The sequence below is a fragment of the Ekhidna sp. genome, assembly GCF_040220215.1.
GTDB lineage: Bacteria > Bacteroidota > Bacteroidia > Cytophagales > Cyclobacteriaceae > Ekhidna.
Window position 1 is genome coordinate 458,078 of sequence record NZ_JAVJTR010000025.1, and the last position, 17,931, is coordinate 476,008.

20 protein-coding genes and 1 tRNA gene are annotated in these 17,931 nt (G+C 41.6%); 18 read left to right on the plus strand and 3 right to left on the minus strand.

Annotated features, from left to right (window positions below; all coding sequences use genetic code 11):
- Nucleotides 1-228: 228 nt before the first annotated feature.
- A tRNA-Pro gene (locus RIC88_RS18470) sits at nt 229-303 on the minus strand.
- A 409-nt stretch (nt 304-712) separates the two neighbouring features.
- Here RIC88_RS18470 and RIC88_RS18475 point away from each other — a divergent pair.
- The 6 genes from RIC88_RS18475 to RIC88_RS18500 all read left to right on the plus strand — a co-directional run bounded on the left by RIC88_RS18475 (nt 713) and on the right by RIC88_RS18500 (nt 5,886).
- Nucleotides 713-1,453: a helix-turn-helix domain-containing protein gene (locus RIC88_RS18475; RefSeq protein ID WP_350219049.1), complete on the plus strand. Its 741-nt coding sequence runs from the start codon at nt 713-715 to the stop codon at nt 1,451-1,453.
- A 261-nt stretch (nt 1,454-1,714) separates the two neighbouring features.
- Complete coding sequence (locus tag RIC88_RS18480) at nt 1,715-2,287, plus strand: hypothetical protein (RefSeq protein ID WP_350219050.1); 573 nt, start codon at nt 1,715-1,717, stop codon at nt 2,285-2,287.
- Nucleotides 2,274-3,758, plus strand: coding sequence for an ankyrin repeat domain-containing protein (locus tag RIC88_RS18485; protein ID WP_350219051.1), 1,485 nt, complete (start codon nt 2,274-2,276; stop codon nt 3,756-3,758). Before RIC88_RS18480 ends, RIC88_RS18485 begins: the two co-directional genes overlap by 14 nt.
- An 18-nt stretch (nt 3,759-3,776) precedes the next feature.
- Nucleotides 3,777-4,769, plus strand: a complete 993-nt coding sequence (locus RIC88_RS18490) for a cyclase family protein (protein WP_350219052.1) — start codon at nt 3,777-3,779, stop codon at nt 4,767-4,769.
- A gap of 9 nt (nt 4,770-4,778) precedes the next feature.
- Nucleotides 4,779-5,195 (plus strand): DoxX family protein, encoded by a 417-nt coding sequence (locus RIC88_RS18495; RefSeq protein WP_350219053.1) that lies wholly within the window; start codon nt 4,779-4,781, stop codon nt 5,193-5,195.
- A gap of 7 nt (nt 5,196-5,202) precedes the next feature.
- A complete protein-coding gene (locus tag RIC88_RS18500) occupies nt 5,203-5,886 on the plus strand; it encodes a hypothetical protein (RefSeq protein WP_350219054.1) in 684 nt (227 codons plus the stop codon).
- Nucleotides 5,887-6,103: 217 nt separating this feature from the next.
- On the opposite strand, the gene RIC88_RS18505 is transcribed toward RIC88_RS18500, so the two are convergent.
- On the minus strand, nt 6,104-7,042 hold the full coding sequence (locus tag RIC88_RS18505) for a CPBP family intramembrane glutamic endopeptidase (RefSeq protein ID WP_350219055.1): 939 nt from the start codon (nt 7,040-7,042) through the stop codon (nt 6,104-6,106).
- A 61-nt stretch (nt 7,043-7,103) separates the two neighbouring features.
- Here RIC88_RS18505 and RIC88_RS18510 point away from each other — a divergent pair, with 61 nt between their 5' ends.
- The 11 genes from RIC88_RS18510 (at nt 7,104) to RIC88_RS18560 (ending at nt 17,100) form a co-directional block, all read left to right on the plus strand.
- Entirely contained in the window at nt 7,104-7,874 is a 771-nt protein-coding gene (locus tag RIC88_RS18510) for an NRDE family protein (protein WP_350219056.1), read from the plus strand.
- Nucleotides 7,871-8,308 (plus strand): PaaI family thioesterase, encoded by a 438-nt coding sequence (locus RIC88_RS18515; RefSeq protein ID WP_350219057.1) that lies wholly within the window; start codon nt 7,871-7,873, stop codon nt 8,306-8,308. Before RIC88_RS18510 ends, RIC88_RS18515 begins: the two co-directional genes overlap by 4 nt.
- A gap of 87 nt (nt 8,309-8,395) precedes the next feature.
- Nucleotides 8,396-9,595 (plus strand): Nramp family divalent metal transporter, encoded by a 1,200-nt coding sequence (locus RIC88_RS18520; RefSeq protein WP_350219058.1) that lies wholly within the window; start codon nt 8,396-8,398, stop codon nt 9,593-9,595.
- A 145-nt stretch (nt 9,596-9,740) separates the two neighbouring features.
- Complete coding sequence (pxpA, locus tag RIC88_RS18525; RefSeq protein WP_350219059.1) at nt 9,741-10,478, plus strand: 5-oxoprolinase subunit PxpA; 738 nt, start codon at nt 9,741-9,743, stop codon at nt 10,476-10,478.
- Entirely contained in the window at nt 10,444-11,133 is a 690-nt protein-coding gene (gene pxpB / locus RIC88_RS18530; protein WP_350219060.1) for a 5-oxoprolinase subunit PxpB, read from the plus strand. Before pxpA ends, pxpB begins: the two co-directional genes overlap by 35 nt.
- Nucleotides 11,121-11,960: a 5-oxoprolinase subunit C family protein gene (locus RIC88_RS18535; protein WP_350219061.1), complete on the plus strand. Its 840-nt coding sequence runs from the start codon at nt 11,121-11,123 to the stop codon at nt 11,958-11,960. The genes pxpB and RIC88_RS18535 overlap by 13 nt, the downstream gene beginning before the upstream one ends.
- Before the next feature lie 353 nt (nt 11,961-12,313).
- On the plus strand, nt 12,314-13,015 hold the full coding sequence (locus RIC88_RS18540; RefSeq protein WP_350219062.1) for a DUF4331 family protein: 702 nt from the start codon (nt 12,314-12,316) through the stop codon (nt 13,013-13,015).
- Nucleotides 13,016-13,042: 27 nt separating this feature from the next.
- A complete protein-coding gene (locus tag RIC88_RS18545; RefSeq protein WP_350219063.1) occupies nt 13,043-13,603 on the plus strand; it encodes a DUF4331 family protein in 561 nt (186 codons plus the stop codon).
- A gap of 64 nt (nt 13,604-13,667) precedes the next feature.
- Entirely contained in the window at nt 13,668-14,954 is a 1,287-nt protein-coding gene (locus RIC88_RS18550; RefSeq protein ID WP_350219064.1) for a tetratricopeptide repeat protein, read from the plus strand.
- A gap of 216 nt (nt 14,955-15,170) precedes the next feature.
- The gene (locus RIC88_RS18555) at nt 15,171-16,286 is read left to right on the plus strand and encodes a hypothetical protein (RefSeq protein ID WP_350219065.1); all 1,116 of its coding nucleotides are present in this window, start codon (nt 15,171-15,173) and stop codon (nt 16,284-16,286) included.
- Complete coding sequence (locus RIC88_RS18560; protein WP_350219066.1) at nt 16,258-17,100, plus strand: tetratricopeptide repeat protein; 843 nt, start codon at nt 16,258-16,260, stop codon at nt 17,098-17,100. The genes RIC88_RS18555 and RIC88_RS18560 overlap by 29 nt, the downstream gene beginning before the upstream one ends.
- On the opposite strand, the gene RIC88_RS18565 is transcribed toward RIC88_RS18560, so the two are convergent.
- Nucleotides 17,101-17,343 (minus strand): hypothetical protein, encoded by a 243-nt coding sequence (locus RIC88_RS18565; protein ID WP_350219067.1) that lies wholly within the window; start codon nt 17,341-17,343, stop codon nt 17,101-17,103.
- Nucleotides 17,344-17,445: 102 nt separating this feature from the next.
- On the opposite strand from RIC88_RS18565, the gene RIC88_RS18570 reads away from it, so the two are divergent.
- Nucleotides 17,446-17,880, plus strand: coding sequence for a hypothetical protein (locus tag RIC88_RS18570; RefSeq protein WP_350219068.1), 435 nt, complete (start codon nt 17,446-17,448; stop codon nt 17,878-17,880).
- The last annotated feature ends 51 nt before the right edge of the window (nt 17,881-17,931 follow it).

Genomic DNA, 17,931 nt, shown 5'->3' on the forward strand with positions numbered 1-17,931 from the left:
CGGAGTGGCGTTCCACCCATCGACCTCCCGCAACCCTTCGGAGTGCTTGATTCTCATTGTGATGACTGGATTACTCATACCCACATCCCTGCCGCACGACCCTTCGTGAATCTTCGTCGTACCTCTCGATTTCGAACCGTTTCGCTGGTTCTCATCCAAAAGTGTAATAAAAAAAGCCACCCAAAGGCGGCTTAACATGTCAGGTCTGCCCGACGAAATGGAATGAAGTCGGGATGACTGGATTCGAACCAGCGACCTCCCGCACCCTAAGCGGGTACTCTAACCGGACTGAGCCACATCCCGAATGTGGGTTTAAATATAAGAAACGTTCTTGGCTAAATCTCGTTTAGAAAAACTTCTAAACCTTATTTCAGGTTTTCAGCTTGGCGAATAGTTTTAATAGATGCTTTTACGATTCGTATTATTTTTTCTTGCTCTGTTGGGAATTTTTACCTCCGGTTCCCTCTTTTTCCGTTCTCCCTATTTTCGAAACAGGACACTTTCAATCTTTATAATAGTATTTAGCTTTCAGGTTCTCAACTTTCTTTATGGGACAAGTGAGATAGTATACTTATATCCCCAGTTTGTTGGGCTTTATTTTTTCCCCAGCGGGTTTTTGTTTGGACCTCTCTTCTATCTGCATCTACTGTCTTTCCAAAAAAGGGAATCCTTTAAATGGAAGGATCTTACCCATTTTATTCCAGCATTAATTATGATCTTTCTTACGCGGGATATTTATCAGATGGAGGATGGTATAGCACGTATGGAATTAGTTGCTAACCAGTTTTTGAGCCGCTTTTTAATATACAATTATGCTATTGTTGTTCATGTGATTCTCTACGCTGGGATGAGTTTCCTAAAGTCTAGAAAGTTTATTGGTGGTCTGCAGCATTCTGAAAGACTTTACATTATAGGGATATCTGCCATCTATGTAATTAGCGGTATTACGCTTGGTCTTTATGTTGAGTATGCAAATAGCTGGAGAGATTTCTCGCCGTACTACCTAATGGTCTCAGTGTGTTTCCTAATCATTGGATTTTTGTTATACACCAACCCTAAGTTTTTGAGTGATTTAAGTAAAAAATACCTTAGCTCCAATTTGAACCGTGATGAAATGCAGTCCATTGTCTCAAAAATGGACCACCTGTTTGAAGATGAGAAAATCTATTTACTTAGAAATCTAACTCTTAGTCAGGTTGCCGAAAAGCTTGATATTCCTTCCTATAAAATCTCACAAACGCTTTCTACGCTTTCCGCATCCAATTTCAATGACTATGTAAACAAGCATAGGGTTAAGTATGCTAAAGGGCTTCTGAAAAGTCCTGATTTTCAACATTTCAAAATAGAAGCAATTGCGATTGACTCAGGCTTCAATAATAAAGTGACTTTTTACAAAGCCTTTGCGGGCGTTTACCAAATGACACCCTCCGCTTTTCGTAAAAGACATTCTTAAAAAAGGGTTAAATAAAATTAATCGTTACCCCTCCGTCCTTTTTTTTACGAAAAACGAGGTTAAAGCGCAATACTTTAGCCTCGGTTACTCAAAAGAGAAATCCAATTCTACGTTATTCTTTAGCGAAAAATCAGGGTTCTAATGTATGTATGAAGAGTATAGGGTTGGTACACTTCTCATAATCATAGTAGTGAGGGAACCTGGCAGGGGATGCGATGGATTTCTAGCATCTATTCCCTGCTTTTTATTAGACCTAACATCATGAAAAGAAAAATCTTAGCAATTACTGCGGCTACACTTCTGCTTTTTATTTGGAATGCTGTCTCTTGGATGGCATTACCCTTCCATTCTCAATCGCTCAACACCCTTCCGGATCAGGTTGTAAAATTTAAGGAGTTGAGCTCTATTCAACTGGAAGAAGGAGTTTACCATTACCCAGGTTTGCCTGATGATGATAGTCCGGAGGCTATTATGCGCCTTCAGCAAAAACTAAATGAAGGCCCGAGGATTCCACTGATGGTATACAAACCCGGACCTTCACCATTACTTAATCCGACTGACTTTTTGGTTAGCCTGCTACTCAATCTAGTCACGGTTGGAGTTGTATTTGGCATTTTGCTATCGTTGAAACCACATAGCCTAAAACAAACAATTGGAAGCTGCGTATTACTGGGATTTTTAATAGCTGTCATGTCTGATTTGACACTTATGAATTGGTACCGCCTACCATGGAGTTTCGTCTGGCCTGGGATTATTGATCATGTGGTAGGATTAGTTCTGGCCGGATGGATACTCCGCATCACCTATTTAAAAAAGTATTATGAGAAAAATTAAGATAATCTTCAGCATTGCCCTTTCTCTCACTATGTTAAAAGTGAGCGCCTCAAATGAAGCCAGATTGGACAGCTTATTACAAATAGCCATTCAATCAAATGATGCCCAAAAGGTCAAGCAACTTTTGGCTGAGGGAGCTGACCCGAATATGAAATTCAGTTCGGACTTAAAACCAACTCCACTGATGTATGCCAGTGCTTTTGCTGATGGGAAGATTCTTGATATGCTAATGGAGAAGGGGGTCTCATTGGATGAGATAGATATTAATGGTGACCCGGCCATCAATTGGGCTACCTATTATGGGCATGTAGGCAATATGCTAAAGTTAATCAGGGCTGGTGCAAATATTCAGCTAAAGAGCAAACACGGCGATGCGCTCGATGTAGCATTTAGACTATGGCATGCGGATTCGGTCATTGACGTTTTCAGGGGAACAGCGCTGGATGGTGAAACTTCGATTGAAGTGGAGCAATTAGTGAACGCCATTCGAAAAGGTGATCATACCAAAGTGAAAGCATTAATAAAAATGGGAATCAATCCTGATTCAAAAGATGGACTTGGGATGCCCCTCTTGCATCACGCGACGCGAAGGAATGATTCGGGGATGGTGCTGCTACTTTTAGAGAATGGAGCAAATACGGACATTTTCAACAGAGTTGGACAAACACCGCTTACAATAGCTGCGAGGTTTGGTTATTTAGATATTGCAGAGTTACTTATTGAAAATGGTGCTGAAGTAAATGCCACAGGAGAGAAATATCAACTAACTCCTCTAATTGGAGCGTCAGTTGGTGGAAATGTGAGCCTTATGAATAGGTTGATAGAGTCTGGGGCCACAATTGATCATAAGGATGTGGTCAATCAATGCACTGCGCTCCACTGGTCCATTTTCTACAATAATAATGAGGTTGCAAAAATTCTAATCAACTCAGGAGCTAGCTATACACTTAAATGCCTGGACAACTCTTACAGTGCATACACGCTCTCACTAGGTTATAAGAATGATGAACTGAAATCTTATATCGAACAGAAACGATTGACAGATAATCCGCTTATTGGCTCATGGAGCCTGAAAACAATCAACTACATCTATGCTGACACAACCTATAAGGTAGATGCGCATCAGGGAAGTTTGCTCGTGGGAGAAAGTAGGTATAGCATAATGTACAACCCATCTTGGAAAGCAAGAGTGCCGTTTGAGAATCTATCCAAACCAACTGATGATGAAATTCTGGCGGGATTTAGAAGCATCGTATTCAATAGCGGCCCTTATGAAATAGTGGACGATGTGATGCTGGCCATACCTGACATTGCAAAAGTTCCGGGTTTTGAGGGAGGGAAACAATACTATCGGTACAAAATTGAAGGGGATGGGATGAGCTTTAGAATGTATGATGAAACCTATCCAAGTGGCGAGAAGCCGGAGTGGTTTGGCAAAGTGGAAGTTGAATTCATTTTTAATAAGGAGTAAACACATAAGCCAGCTTTTATGAACAATATACGTATGAAGCACTCCATTTTACTCTTAGTGATCGCAGGTCTGCCATTCGCGTGTGAGAAATCAGCATCAGATGCTGGAGCAGAAACACAAAAACAGTTCAAGTGGCCTGAAATCAATAATGATGAAGATATCATTGCCATCTTACCTCAGATAACCAATTGGGGAAAGTGGGGACCTAATGATGAAAAAGGAACTTTGAATTACATCACTCAGGATAAAATTTTACAAGCATCAAAGCTCATCCAGTCTGGGAAAAGCATTTCACTCTCCAGACAGTCCAATTTAGCAACAACACCGGGAGTTCGGGAAGGATCATATCAAATGCAGAAGGGCAGGTATGGAAGTAGGGATTTTGTGGGTGCCGTATGGCACGGATTTGCGGTTACTCACCTTGATGGTTTGGCCCATGTGTTTGCGGACACTACACAGATGTATAATGGGTTTAGCATAGACAGCTTGCGCTCGGAAGGAGCAAAAGTGCTTGGTATAGAAAATTTTTCAGGAGGAATTGTGGGAAAAGGGGTGTTAATAGATGTACCAAATTATTTGGAGAGAGACCTTGAACCAGGTTTTGCGATAACTCCTGCTTTATTGGAAGAAGTGCTCGAAAGGCAAAAAACATTACTGAGTTCTGGAGATATTGTTTTTGTCCGAACCGGATTAGGCGAAAAAAATACCCGGGAAAGACGGGCAGGTCTTCACCCGGGTTGTATTGTATGGGCGCATAAAAATCAAATCACCTTACTGGGTGGCGATGGGGATAATGATGCGCATCCGATTGAAGGATTCGATCGTTATTCCAGCACATTTCACACAGTTGGAATTCCTTATCTCGGTTTACCACTCATCGATAATGCCAATTTGGAGGAACTGAGTTCACACTGTAAAGAGATAAACAGGTATCAGTTTTTTATCACAATAAATCCATGGAGAATAGAAGGAACCACTAGTTCTCCTGTGAATCCGGTTGCTATTTTTTAAAACAAAAAAATGATCAAAACACTCAATGAAAAACTGGAATCCATAGAAGGCTATGGCTTTCTTTTTCCACGATTAGCATTTGGTATCCATTTGCTTTATTACTCATGGTCATCTGTCACGTCTTTTGATGTATCAGGAGATGCCGAATGGCTGGAATCTATGGGAGTGCCATGGCCTTTTTTATCTGCGTGGGCATACTTGCTCTTTGAATTTTTTGGAGGGATATCACTGATTCTCGGTCTTAAGGTCAGGCTTTTCGCCATCCCTCTGATTGGAACTTTTTTGGTAGCCTATTTTATGGTTCACTCCTCTGATCCTTATCAGGATGCTTATCCAGCCTTACAAATGCTCGCCATGTCGTTCTTTTTTCTTTTTGCTGGATCAGGCAAGCTTTCCCTGGATAAATGGATTGATAATAACAGATAATAGGTGCATGAAGAATTATAGACTAATAGCTGCCTTTTTTGTCTTCATTCTACTTTTGGTTCCTATCGGTTTCAGGAGATACTTTGCTGCCCTTTTAGATGGGGAAATACAAAGTCATGTACTGCATTTTCATGTGATTGTAATGACTATATGGTGTTTGATGCTGATAGCTCAACCTATTTTAATTAATATAAAACAACACAATTTCCATCGGATGCTTGGCAAAGCATCTTATTGGCTTGTGCCTATTATCATCCTTTCCATTTGGCTTGTGATTCGTCATTCATTTTTCAGAATGGAGGAGCACTTAACATTAGAGGACAACCTGGCGCAGATTTTCTTCCCCTTTTCTCAGATGATTCTCTTTGGCGGATTTTATTCGCTGGCCATCTTGAACAAAACCAAGCCTCCAGTGCACATGAGATACATCATTGTGTCATCAGTGTCATTGTTAGGGCCAACCATTGGAAGAATCAACTTTAGCTCCGCAGGATTGGGAAGTATTGATATGGATTTGTGGGTTATGAATTTGACCTTGATCGGTTTTATCATTTATGATCAACTCAAAAAACTGAAAAGCCAGCCATACTATATAGGGCTGATGACTTATGCCCTGATGAATTGGGCATATTATTCATTTTCATCCACAGAACTGTGGCAGATAGCTGCAAGAAAATTATTGGTATTATGAAATCAATTGAATTACTAAAACTCTACTCAATCCTCATTAAAAATCTGATGATGGAGGAGCCACATGGATACAAAGCCAGGTAGACTGGCCACATATTCACGATGCTATTTTGGTAGGGGATAAGTTATTTATAACGGGAAAAGAGGGATTTTTCATGAATACCAACATGGGAATTAAGTAAAGTGATTTAGAAAGTGTGAAAAACAGAAACAAAGTTCTACTGATGCATCCAGCCAAATAACTCCATCAACCAGGCTACTCCGAGGTGAATGAATACACCTCCCCAAACATTTCGGCTGTAGTACGAAATAATACCTAAAACATAACCACCGAAAAGAGAACTGATGGTCTCACCAAGTGGCTTCCCAAAATGCAGAAACGCATAAGTTACAATCATGGGCAGCACCGCATAGCCACCAAGAGTTCTATGAAAAGCAAAAATCAAGAAGCCTCTAAAGATTAGTTCTACAGAAATGAAGCTACTACCGTAGCAGAGCTCATAAATCAGAACCAACCACCCTTCAGCCTGATCCGGGTTTTCTCGAAGATAGAGATTTGCACCAGATCCCCTGTACCTTGGATAGAAGTCCTGAATGTCACTCAAAAATGATCCAATCCCAATAAAAATTGCTGCTATACCTAGAAGGATTAAGTATGGTTTTGCATCGAACTTTTTCCAACTCAGCCCATAGTAATTCTTAGTTTCATCTTTCTCCAAAAAAGGATAAAGGATCAACATAGGGATAACCACCAATATAGTACTGGATGCCCAATGAACGCAGCGTATGACATAGTGGTACTCAATTGTTGGGACAAATTTTAGCCATTCATCAAATCCATAAAACGAACGATCCAAGGCTAGAAGGCCAAAACCAACCACGAATTTGACCCAATAGTTTTTGCTTTTGAGCCAATCCCTCTTTTTCCCAAATGCATAAAGGATAAGGCAAACGACAAAAAAAGGAGCTCCATGAAAAAGGAACATCCACAACCATTTGACAGGTTGTCCATTGTAGGAATCAATTACACCATCCTCAAAATCAAAACGATAGTTGAGAATGATGCAGACGGTGGTGAAAATCAGTATTGTCAGGTATAGTTTCCAATCGAAATGTGAATGGTGATAATCTTTGAGATACTGAAGAACTTTCTTCATCGGTCAGGTTAATGGGAATGAAAATCCTAAATTAGACTATTCAATCCAAAGCAGATCATTCATGTGTCTAATCGCATTCGCATACAAATCACATCCGAAATACAAATTTATCCTTGTCGCTAACCGGGATGAGTTTTATGCCCGCCCGACAGCCATAGCACACTGGTGGGAAGATCATCCGAAAATTTTGGGAGGTCGGGATTTAGAGGCATTAGGGACCTGGATGGCGATTAACAAGAATGGTCGGTTTGCCGCTGTTACAAATTTTCGAGATATCAAAAACATAAAGCCGGATGCACGATCGCGCGGAGACCTTCCGGTAAACTTTCTATTAGGTCAGGAGCGCCCCTCCGTTTATTCCCGGCATGTTCACGGCGCGGGCGAACAGTACAATGGATTTAACCTGATTACCCTGGATGAAGAAATCGCTCATGTGAGCAATTATGATGGAGATGCAAAATTGCTTGATCCTGGGGTGTATGGGTTGAGCAATGCACTTCTGAACACGCCCTGGCCAAAAGTGGAAAAAGCAAAGCGAAATTTTAATACCCTGATTCAGCAGCCATTCACGTCGGAGCAATTGATAGAAATGATGCAGGATACAGAGACTGCACCAGATGAAGAATTGCCAGAAACCGGACTTGACTATGAGCGCGAGAAAGCCGTGTCGGCCATGTGCATTCGAACTGCCGATTACGGAACCTGTTGCTCCACGGCTCTGACCATCGATTATGAAGGCAATGTGAGCTTTATGGAAAAAAGCTATCCTGTGGGAAACAGAAAGGAAGGAACAGCTTCTTTCAATTTCACCATTGATAAATCCATGGGATGAGCAGCGAACATTTTAGAAAACTTGAGCGGATGTACTTGTTAGCGAATGTGAATACCCTGCTTTTTGATACGACGACCGCTCACATTTCAAATGGGAAAGCAGAGATTGGTTTAACAGTGGTTCCCAAATATTTTCATGCACTCAATGCCATGCATGGGTCGGTCTATTTTAAGTTGTTGGATGATGCCGCATTCTTTTCTGTAAACTCAGTGGTAGAAGATTTTTTTGTGTTAACTAAATCTTTTGAAATCCATTTCAAACGACCGGTAACTGGAGGAAAAATTTTGGCAAAAGGAGAGCTGGTTTCTTCAAATGGAGAATTGTTTGTAGCCAAATCCGAACTGATGAATGAAACCGGAAAAGTAGTTGGATATGGTCATGGTGAGTTTGTAAAAAGTAAGGTGAAATTAACTCCAGATATTGGTTATGTATAGGCTACTCCATTCTCCTGAAATACCTGACAGTTCCCCCTTGATGGGCGGTCCGACGATTCGGCTAGGGGTGATTATCACGAATAGAAAATGAACTTTCTAAAAAAATATTTCGGTCCAAGCACACTGGTCACAGCCGCTTTCATTGGCCCTGGTACCCTCACAGTATGTACCATCTCAGGAGCAACCTTTGGTTACACATTATTGTGGGTGCTATTATTTGCCACCATAGCCACCATCATTCTACAGGAAATGACGGCCCGACTCGGACTGATCACCCAAAATGGACTGGGAGAAGCTATTCGATCTCAGATTGAAAATCCAGTTGCTAAAACCATAGCTATTGTCCTTGTCTTTACGGCAATCATCGTTGGAAATGCAGCCTACGAGGCTGGTAACATCTCTGGGGCGGTATTAGGAATTTCAGGAATATTCCAGTTTGATTTTCCGTGGGCGTTGGTCATTGGGATTTCCGCGTTTGGCGTTTTGTTTGTTGGAAAAGTTAAAATAATCGAGCGTATTCTTATTGGGCTGGTGATCCTGATGAGTTTGGTTTTTGTCATTACAGCTATTCTTGTTAAACCGGATTTTTCCGCCATCGTTAGCGGAATGTTCATTCCTTCTTTTACCGAAAAAAACCAGCTGGCTATTCTAGGCCTGATAGGTACTACCATCGTCCCATATAATTTGTTCCTGCATGCTTCCTCTGTAAGTCAGAAATGGAAGAGAGCTGAAGATTTGAAAGAATTACAAAAAGAGAACGGTGTAGCGATCGGTCTGGGCGGATTGATTTCAATGGCTATTGTGATTGCAAGTGCGGCTACAATCTTTGGCAAGGGGGTTTCCGGCATCAATGAAATGGCTATGCAGTTAGAGCCCATTTTAGGAAGTTGGGCTCGATATTTTCTTGCCATCGGTCTCTTTGCAGCAGGAATATCATCAGCCATTACTGCACCGCTTGCTGCTGCATACACTGCCAGGGGCATCTTTGGGTGGAATGTGGGTTTGAATAGCCTGAAATTTAGATCTGTCTGGATGTTTATTTTGGGAATAGGCACACTCTTTTCAATGCTGGGTTATAAACCTATTCAGGTGATTCAGGTAGCACAGGTCGCCAATGGAGTCCTGTTGCCGGTGATTGTTTTCTTCCTCATTTATCTCTGTAATAAAAAGTCGTTTTTAGATAAACATGTAAATAAAATCTGGCAAAATGCGCTTGCTGTTCTAGTGATTTTGGTTAGCCTGGTTGTGAGCTTTAGGAGCCTGAATAGTGTGTTTGGGCTTTTGTGATTCCGTCACTTCGACCGACCCAAGGAGGAAAAGTCTCCTTAATTTGAGCAAGCATTGTTTAGAGGAAGACCTCTCACTTTGGTTCGAAGTGACGTTTTCTATTTCCCACTTTGGAGGGGGTCAGGGGGAGGATTAAATTACACCTATGCTTACCATAGACCTCAATGCAGACCTGGGTGAACATCCGGGCGCAAATCTGGACGAGCAGATCATGCCTTACATTTCCTCCTGTAACATCGCGTGTGGGGGACACATCGGAGATGAAACATCAGTGAGGCAAACAGTCAGATTAGCTATTAAGCAAGGCGTGGCTATAGGTGCCCATCCATCCTACCCGGATCGATCAAATTTTGGCCGTAAAATCATGCTCATTCAACCACACGATCTGGCAGAAAGCATCAAAGAGCAAATAGGATTGGTAAAGAGAATTTGTGGGGAAGAAGGTACTGCGCTTCATCATGTCAAGCCACATGGAGCTTTGTACAATCAGGCTGCCAGCGACACTATTATCTCAAAATTGATTTTTGAAGTAATTAAAGAAGTAGCTCCCAATGTTTACTGGATGGGGCTGGCAAATTCTAAATCAGAAAAAATCGCTAAAGCCAATAAACACCCATTCATAGCCGAAGGGTTTGCCGACCGGAAATATGAACCGGACGGATCACTTCGCTCCAGATCTCTGGATGACGCAGTTTTATCCCCAGGACAGGTTATGAAGCAGGTGGAAGAATTGGCCATCAATCATAGAGTAAAGTCCGAAGATTGGATAGAACTGCACATTCAATCGATTTGCCTTCATGGAGATACCAAAGGAGCCGTAACTTTAGCCAAAGAAATCAATCAACACCTTGACAGTAAAGGCGTCCAAATTGCTTCAGTTTAATGGTATCTCCTGGAGAGTTTCGCTCCTGGGAGAACAGGTGATTTTATTGGAATGTGCCAAGGACACCAACATTGAGCAAATACACGAAAGTACATACCTGATTGAAGAAGTTCTCAATAAGAACTTAAAAGACATTGTTCCAGCCTATCATTCAATCGCTATTTTCACAGCCCTTTCTATCGAAGAGTTGATCCATTCACTGAATGGAAAAAAAGTATCTAGAAAAAGGGAAAGCAACTCTAATGGCATAATCGACTTGCCTATTTGTTATGAACTTGGGATGGATTTAGAAAGGGTGGCGCAGGCAAATAGCCTAACGAAGGAGCAGGTTATTGAAACACACTTGAAGAACACTTATCGTTCGCTCTTTGTCGGTTTTACGCCCGGTTTTATTTACGCGGATGGGTTGGATGAATCATTAGCATGCCCAAGATTGGAAAAGCCGAGGAATCGAATTCCGGATGGTTCGGTGGGGATAGCAGGCAGTCAGACAGGGATCTATTCACTATCCAGTCCGGGTGGATGGAATATCATTGGGCGAACGCCAGTCAAAGTTTTTGATAGCAGGCGTCAACCACCGATGCTTATCGATGTTGGTGTACACTATAGATTTCAGCGGATCACGAAAGAAGAATTTGAGTCATGGGAAAGCTGAAAGTGATTCAAACAGGGCCAATGACCACCGTCCAGGATTTTGGTCGATTTGGATACCGCCGATATGGCATCCCTCAGTCAGGAGCGATGGATAAGGAGTGGATGATAACAGCCAACCAAATGGTTGGAAACCCGGATCACTTTCCGGTGGTGGAGTTTGCTATTTCAGGGATTAAGATAGAAGCGCTGGAAGATACCTCGATAGCCATTTTAGGTGCACAAGTAAAATTGAATGACAAGGAATTAAGTGAATCATATGCTAAACTCTCTCAGGGAGATTTAATTGAAATCGCACCACCCGCACATGTTTATGCTTATATAGCTATTGGAGGGAAACTCCATACGAAAGAAGATTTTGGAAGCTATTCTACCTACATAAGAGCCGGGTTTGGAGGAATAAATGGGAGGGAGATCGGAAAGGGCGATTTACTGAAAACATCCGGTAGGACGGGCAAGAGGCAAGACATTTCACCACCGGAAAAAAGCCTTGAAAATCTAGTTGGAATCAACATTATGAAGGGCCCGGAGTGGGATCTTCTCAAAGAGTTGCCAAGCTTGATAACTTTCAAAGTAGATAGTTCAAGCGATCGCATGAGCGTTAGGTTGACTGGGGCAAAGCTGGATTGTGATTACCACGAAATTGCTTCATCTGCGGTCATCCCAGGCATTATTCAGCTCCCTCCTGATGGCCAGCCGATTGTTCTGATGAACGATTGCCAGACCACCGGTGGCTACCCAAGGATTGGCAAAGTGCTCAAGGAGGATATGGGAAAATTAGCCCAGCTTAAGCCGGGAAAAGAAATAAAGTTGGTGTTAGAGAATTCTTAGCAACTTATATAATCAGAGTGGTATTCCCTCAAATGTTTGTTTAGCCTAAAAATATTACATATTTGGAGAAGGCTAAATGACGTAGAGAGAAGTATTCCCTAATCACATTTTCATGATGCAGCTCGCAAGCGAGACCTCTACCTCATTTACACATTATGGAAGAAAAATCAGGTTTCAATCCAGACTTTGAAACATCCAGCAATCAAGAGTCTAATAAATACGAGTCAGGCTTGGGATTACTACTCCCTGCTCGTAACGACCACAAAAAACACAATTTCAGCTTTAATAAATCCAGTTGGCAGGATAGCCTCGTAGGTAGCTTAGATTTTAAAAACTATAAAAGTTTAAGCACTATGAGAAAATTAATATTATCACTGGGCCTTGTTATATCAGCAGCCCTTGTGATTATTTTGGTGGCCGCTGACCACATTGATGCACCGGCTGTCGGCTCACTATCTGATGGAAGTTCGGTGGAAGACATCACAGACTATTATGCTTTCGAAAGTCCATCCAATTCGGACAACTATGTGTTTGTCTGCAATGTGGCGGGACTTAGCTCGGAAACATCATTTAGTGATGATGTCATGTATGAGTTCAACATCGATTCCGATGGTGACAACATCGAAGATCAATTGATCCAGGTTTATTTTGAAAATGGTGAAGCCATGACCAATGGAGTGGTATCTGCTGATGGCCAAACAGGTTTAGAAAGCCAAATTGTTGCCGAAGGAAGCATGGATAATGTTCAATTATTCGCTGGTTTGAGAGATGATCCTTTTTTCATGGATTTTTTCCACTTCGTGGATATTGTAAATGGAGTAGGTGCTTCATTGAGTGACGACACCAACACCGGACAGTATGATCCTGAAAGAGACTCTGACCCTGATACGGAAGGTGTTCAGCCTTACCCTGCTGCTTTCAGATCCGATAACGAAGCAGTAGATGCTTTCGCAGGTACCAATGTACTTTCAGTAGTAGTAGAAGTACCTAAAAGTGCCATCGGCGATACCAATGGAAAATTCACTTCATGGGTAGAGGCGAAATCAAAAAAATAATTTGAGAATCAAATAAGAATAAAAATTATGAACAAGATAAAATCAATATTAGTAGCTCTTTCGATAGTTTCCATGATAGCGATTACAAGCTGTGGCAATGATGACGGAGATATTCAAGTAGAACCTGATACTTATATGACAGTAGATCAAATGGGACGTCCGGCGATCAATACGGTATTCAATTTCTTTGGATCAGCAGAAGTGAAAAATGGATATAACCAAACACTTCCTTCGAATGGGTCAGCAAACGCTACGGCATTTGCCGGAATACTTGATGCACTTCAAACGTATATTTTCCTTGATCCAAATGAGTTTGAAAACATCTTAGGTATAGGTAATGATGCCCTTGCAGGTGTTCTGGCTGTTGATGTTCTACAATCAGACAAGAATGCTGCAACCGCATATGGTACATTGAATGGACGTGCTCTTACTGATGATGTGGTAGATGTAACGCTGATTCTTGCATTTAGCGATCAATCTGACGCAGGAGCAGACAATCAGGTGAAAGATGGACTGATTTCGGACAATGTGGATTCGAATGATAAATCATTCAGCAATAGCTTCCCTTATTTGGCAAGCCCACACTGATCTATAACGTGATATGCGAGAGGGACTAGTCCCTCTCTATTTTTTATCTCTAAAACCAAAAGCTATGAAATCGATTTTACATCTATCAATCTTACTTTTTGCAATGGGCTGTAGCCAGCAATCGGCAGAGCCAATCAGCCAAAATGAAGATTATAACCGATACCTCTCATCTGCACTCGTGGATATAAATCCAATACTTGAAAAAGAAGCACTTTGGAAAAATAAAATAGAAGCAGAACCTAAAGGATTTACCTTCTATGAAAAACTGGGTGCTACCTACCATGAGCTATTTGAGAAAACGGGTGAAATTAGCTATCTGCATAAGGCCGACTCCACCTTTTTAAAAGCAGAAAAAATAGCGAAAGGACAATGGAAGGTTCCAAGTCTTCTAAGTCTTAGCAGTCTTTCCATAAAGAAACACGATTTTGAGTCTGCCGCTGCATATGCTGTGGAGGCCCGGGAGCTCACGGACGAAAAGTATGGAGCACTACTCATGCAATTCGACGCAGAAATGGAGCTAGGCAATTATAAGTTGGCGAACACTATTTTGAAAAAAACCAAGCGCATGGATTCCTTTGATTATTTGGTTCGCCTATCTAAATACAAAGACTATGAAGGAAATCTTGATTCAGCGATTTTTTACATGGAGGAAGCGCACAGCCTTATCAAGGATCATCAGGAAGAGCGTCTCCTTTGGGCCGCTGCTAACCTCGGTGACATGTATGGTCATGCCGGGCGTATCAACGATTCGTACCAAAAGTACCTGGAAGTTTTGAAGCTGGAACCAACGTATGATTATGCCCTGAAAGGTATTGCCTGGGTTGCTTATTCCCATGATGGAAAGACGGTAGAAGCGATCAATATTTTAGAAACTCTCCGAAAAAGATCTGCAATGCCGGATTATAACCTTCAACTGGCCGAACTATATAGTTTGGAAGGTCATGAAGATGCTGCAATGCGTCTGAAAGATCAATTTGTAGCAGAAGCAACCCGACCCGAATATCTGGGCATGTACAACAAATATTTGATTGAATTATATGCTGAAGATGGTGCTTTTGTTCAGGCGATTGAATTGGCAAAGGAAGAAATTTCAAAAAGACCCACTCCTGCCAGCTATGATTGGTTGGCATGGGCCATGCACTTGCAAGGCAAGACAGATGAGGCGGTAGCTATTTATAAGGCTAATGTTTGGGGCAAAACTTATGAGCCCGATGTGATTTATCACATGGGAGTAGTATATGACGCGGCGAATATGGAGGTGGGAAAAGTCCTGCTGGAGGAGTCCCTGGAAGCAAGCTATGAACTAGGTCCACGCACCACTCGTGACATCAGGAAAAGATTGGAGGGATAATTTTTTTGCAGTGGAATCCAAAGCAGATGATTACTTCGTAGCTAGAAGACACAATTATAGATCGTGTTGACGATTTATAGCTGGTTGGTGATAGATGCCCCGGTCATGAGGATGACCGGGGTTTTATATTTCCTAACAAAATGTTAATGATTCTCAAAAAGCGGATTTAAGATCATTCATTTTTGTATTTTGGCAAGTATTTCAAAATCACCTAAGTTGAAAAGACTAAGCATCCTAATTTTTATGCCCCTGCTTCTGGGGTGTAGCGAGCAATCAGAAAATCATCCGGTATTTAAATACTATCCACCTAAAGATGTGTTTGAGGAAGGTTTTGTAAGTAAATATTACCTCCACTACTATCCTAACAATCCTGACGCCTTTCCGGGCACGGAAATAGAATATACAAAGTATATAAAGCGAAACGATACTCTTTTCATGACCGAGGGATACAATGCCGGTTTTGAATTGATTAATAATCGTTTTTATAGCGTTGACGAAAATAAGTTGGCGGTTGTGAGTGGAATCAATTCCAGGAATGTGACGGATACCACCGAGCTAGAGCTTCTGAATAATAGCCACTCAGTCTGGGAAGGAGAAAAAGAGGAGCCGTATCAGCAGCAATACGAGTGGGATGGTGAAAAGTATATTTATACAGAAAATCAGCTAGCCGTGGCTGACACTATGATAATGGATAAGCCAGCTAAAGTATTTCGATATGACTGGAACTATCGGAAGGCCGATACAGATTCAATTTTAAATGAAGGATTGACGAACTCCTACTATGTTCAGGGTATTGGATTCTACGGAGCAGATACTAAGGGCTCTTCTTATAGACGACAGGTAGAGCTGATTGAACAAATGTCGCTGAAAGAATTTGAAAAACGAGCCAATCATGGAGAACATAGGGTTGGCTGGATTGACCCGAATCAAACAATCAGTGATGATTCAAATTTCAAAATTTGTGGACATGAAAGACGTATAGCTGACTATTATAATTCCACTCCGGACGGAAGGTATTTGCACAGCAAGCGAGCAATGCTTGATACTATTTATTCCAATCTTGACAAGGCCAAACTATTTGATCAAAGTGGCAGACTGGTATTCCGTTTCGTGGTGAACTGCGAAGGAAAAGCCGGACGGTTTGTGGCCGAGGGTTATGATTTAAATTATCAGCCGATGGAGTTTCATCAGGAGACCATCGATCATTTATACGGTATTCTGCAAAAACTTGAAGACTGGCGAACGGTAGTAATAAGAGACGAGGTGCGGGACGCCTATTTCTATATCACATTTAATATTGACAATGGCCAAATCATCGATATACTTCCTTAGTGCGCTCCTGATAGTTGGCACTTCCTGTACTCAGAGAGAATGGTACAAAAAGGAGCTTACAGAAGAGGAGAAAGAACAGTATGCTCCACAGATACGAAGCGGAGGGTTTTACTCCAATTATCAAGGAAGCGTGGGTGAACAGATGCACCAGAAGGAAGCGCTAGCTCTTGATTCTACTGATGCAGGAACCTGGAGGGAGTTGGGGACTGCACGTGTAAAAAGAGCTATCCTGGATGAAATGTACTATTTCTATGGTGAGGCTGTGGAGCGGCATCCCGAGAAATGGGCCGGGTTTCGCGGGTATCTATATCTCTATTTTTACCGTGACTATGAGCGTGCAATTGCAGATTTTAATCTGGGAGATGAAGTCAATGGACAAGTGGATTTCTCCCAGGGACAAAGTCACGATTACATGCGCGGCATTAGCTACTATGGATTGAAGGAATATGAGACCGCCCTTGATTTTCTCGATAGATACATTAATAAAGTCATAGAAGTAGAAGGTGAGTCCTGGGTGGATGTATACGCTATGCTATACAGAGGACTTTCCCTGATGCAGCTAAACAGATTCGATGATGCTATGGCGGAGTTTGACAGAGTACTAAAATATTACCCTCAACTCTCCGATGGTTTCTACCATAAAGCACGCATCTATGTAGCCAGGGGTCAGTTTGATTTGGCACTAAAAGAGCTGGAAAAAGCAGAGGTCAATTTCAAGAAAGGATATTTTCACCAGCGACCTTATGTAGAGGTTTTGGAGCAAATTTATTTGCAGGATATTGAGAAACTGAGGAAGGAGATTTCTACTAGTTAGTTAGTCCGATTTCTTCACCTTCTGATTTCCGGTAATCGCATCAATCATTTTAACGTAGCTGACTTTTTTCCCGGAGTGTATTGAAACGTAGAAAAACTGTAGGCCTTCCAGTTCTACTTTGCACTTGCCTAACTCATAACGAAGAGCCATTACCTCATCACCTTCCTGAATAAGATTTCCCTCCATATCGAATAGTTGTGGTGGTTGTTTTTCTTTCGGTTTCTTTTTGAAAAATTGGAGCATGGGCTGCAATAATAAGATGATTTACTGTTTTGATCCTTATCATAATATTACTTGGTTAAACCAGTGTTTAGTACTTTTCAGCACTAATTTCAAAAATCACCTATGTCTGTAATCAAAGAGATCTATGATGTAGCCAACGATGCGGCAGCACTAAAACAGAAGCGCGCTGCACTGAAGAGGGCCTTAAGAACAGAACTCAAACTCAATGATAAATTCCTGCAAGATGTGAAACTCAAGGATATAGATGATGCCCGTAGAATCGAGATGTTACAAATGTTGGAGATTGAAGAGTTATCAGCTGCTGTGAAACTTGAGATTCCCTACACGCTCCTTTCCCGAAAAAAGGTACAGGAAGAACTGGTTACTCGCTATAAGGTTAAGCCCATTCAAGGGTTTAGCATTGGTGAGCTCATCGAGCACCTCTACCTCATGACCTCATACCTAAAAAAAGATTATAAAAACCCTCGCATTCACCTAAACCTCAGGTTGATCAATATTTATAAATATAATCGGGTGTTGATTGAGCTGTTGAAGTAAGTTCCAATAATCGGAAAGATCACCCCATTGTGCTGAACTAAAATCCTAATA

What these genes read in the sequence shown, in the direction of transcription:
- RIC88_RS18510 (WP_350219056.1), top strand. Translation starts at nt 7,104, where the DNA reads ATGTGTCTAATCGCATTCGCATACAAATCACATCCGAAATACAAATTT.
- RIC88_RS18570 (WP_350219068.1), top strand. Translation starts at nt 17,446, where the DNA reads ATGTCTGTAATCAAAGAGATCTATGATGTAGCCAACGATGCGGCAGCA.
- RIC88_RS18545 (WP_350219063.1), top strand. Translation starts at nt 13,043, where the DNA reads ATGAACAAGATAAAATCAATATTAGTAGCTCTTTCGATAGTTTCCATG.
- RIC88_RS18540 (WP_350219062.1), top strand. Translation starts at nt 12,314, where the DNA reads ATGAGAAAATTAATATTATCACTGGGCCTTGTTATATCAGCAGCCCTT.
- RIC88_RS18500 (WP_350219054.1), top strand. Translation starts at nt 5,203, where the DNA reads ATGAAGAATTATAGACTAATAGCTGCCTTTTTTGTCTTCATTCTACTT.
- RIC88_RS18515 (WP_350219057.1), top strand. Translation starts at nt 7,871, where the DNA reads ATGAGCAGCGAACATTTTAGAAAACTTGAGCGGATGTACTTGTTAGCG.
- pxpA (WP_350219059.1), top strand. Translation starts at nt 9,741, where the DNA reads ATGCTTACCATAGACCTCAATGCAGACCTGGGTGAACATCCGGGCGCA.
- RIC88_RS18480 (WP_350219050.1), top strand. Translation starts at nt 1,715, where the DNA reads ATGAAAAGAAAAATCTTAGCAATTACTGCGGCTACACTTCTGCTTTTT.
- RIC88_RS18520 (WP_350219058.1), top strand. Translation starts at nt 8,396, where the DNA reads ATGAACTTTCTAAAAAAATATTTCGGTCCAAGCACACTGGTCACAGCC.
- RIC88_RS18490 (WP_350219052.1), top strand. Translation starts at nt 3,777, where the DNA reads ATGAACAATATACGTATGAAGCACTCCATTTTACTCTTAGTGATCGCA.
- RIC88_RS18560 (WP_350219066.1), top strand. Translation starts at nt 16,258, where the DNA reads ATGGCCAAATCATCGATATACTTCCTTAGTGCGCTCCTGATAGTTGGC.
- RIC88_RS18475 (WP_350219049.1), top strand. Translation starts at nt 713, where the DNA reads ATGATCTTTCTTACGCGGGATATTTATCAGATGGAGGATGGTATAGCA.
- RIC88_RS18485 (WP_350219051.1), top strand. Translation starts at nt 2,274, where the DNA reads ATGAGAAAAATTAAGATAATCTTCAGCATTGCCCTTTCTCTCACTATG.
- RIC88_RS18565 (WP_350219067.1), bottom strand. Translation starts at nt 17,343, where the DNA reads ATGCTCCAATTTTTCAAAAAGAAACCGAAAGAAAAACAACCACCACAA.
- RIC88_RS18495 (WP_350219053.1), top strand. Translation starts at nt 4,779, where the DNA reads ATGATCAAAACACTCAATGAAAAACTGGAATCCATAGAAGGCTATGGC.
- RIC88_RS18535 (WP_350219061.1), top strand. Translation starts at nt 11,121, where the DNA reads ATGGGAAAGCTGAAAGTGATTCAAACAGGGCCAATGACCACCGTCCAG.
- RIC88_RS18550 (WP_350219064.1), top strand. Translation starts at nt 13,668, where the DNA reads ATGAAATCGATTTTACATCTATCAATCTTACTTTTTGCAATGGGCTGT.
- RIC88_RS18505 (WP_350219055.1), bottom strand. Translation starts at nt 7,042, where the DNA reads ATGAAGAAAGTTCTTCAGTATCTCAAAGATTATCACCATTCACATTTC.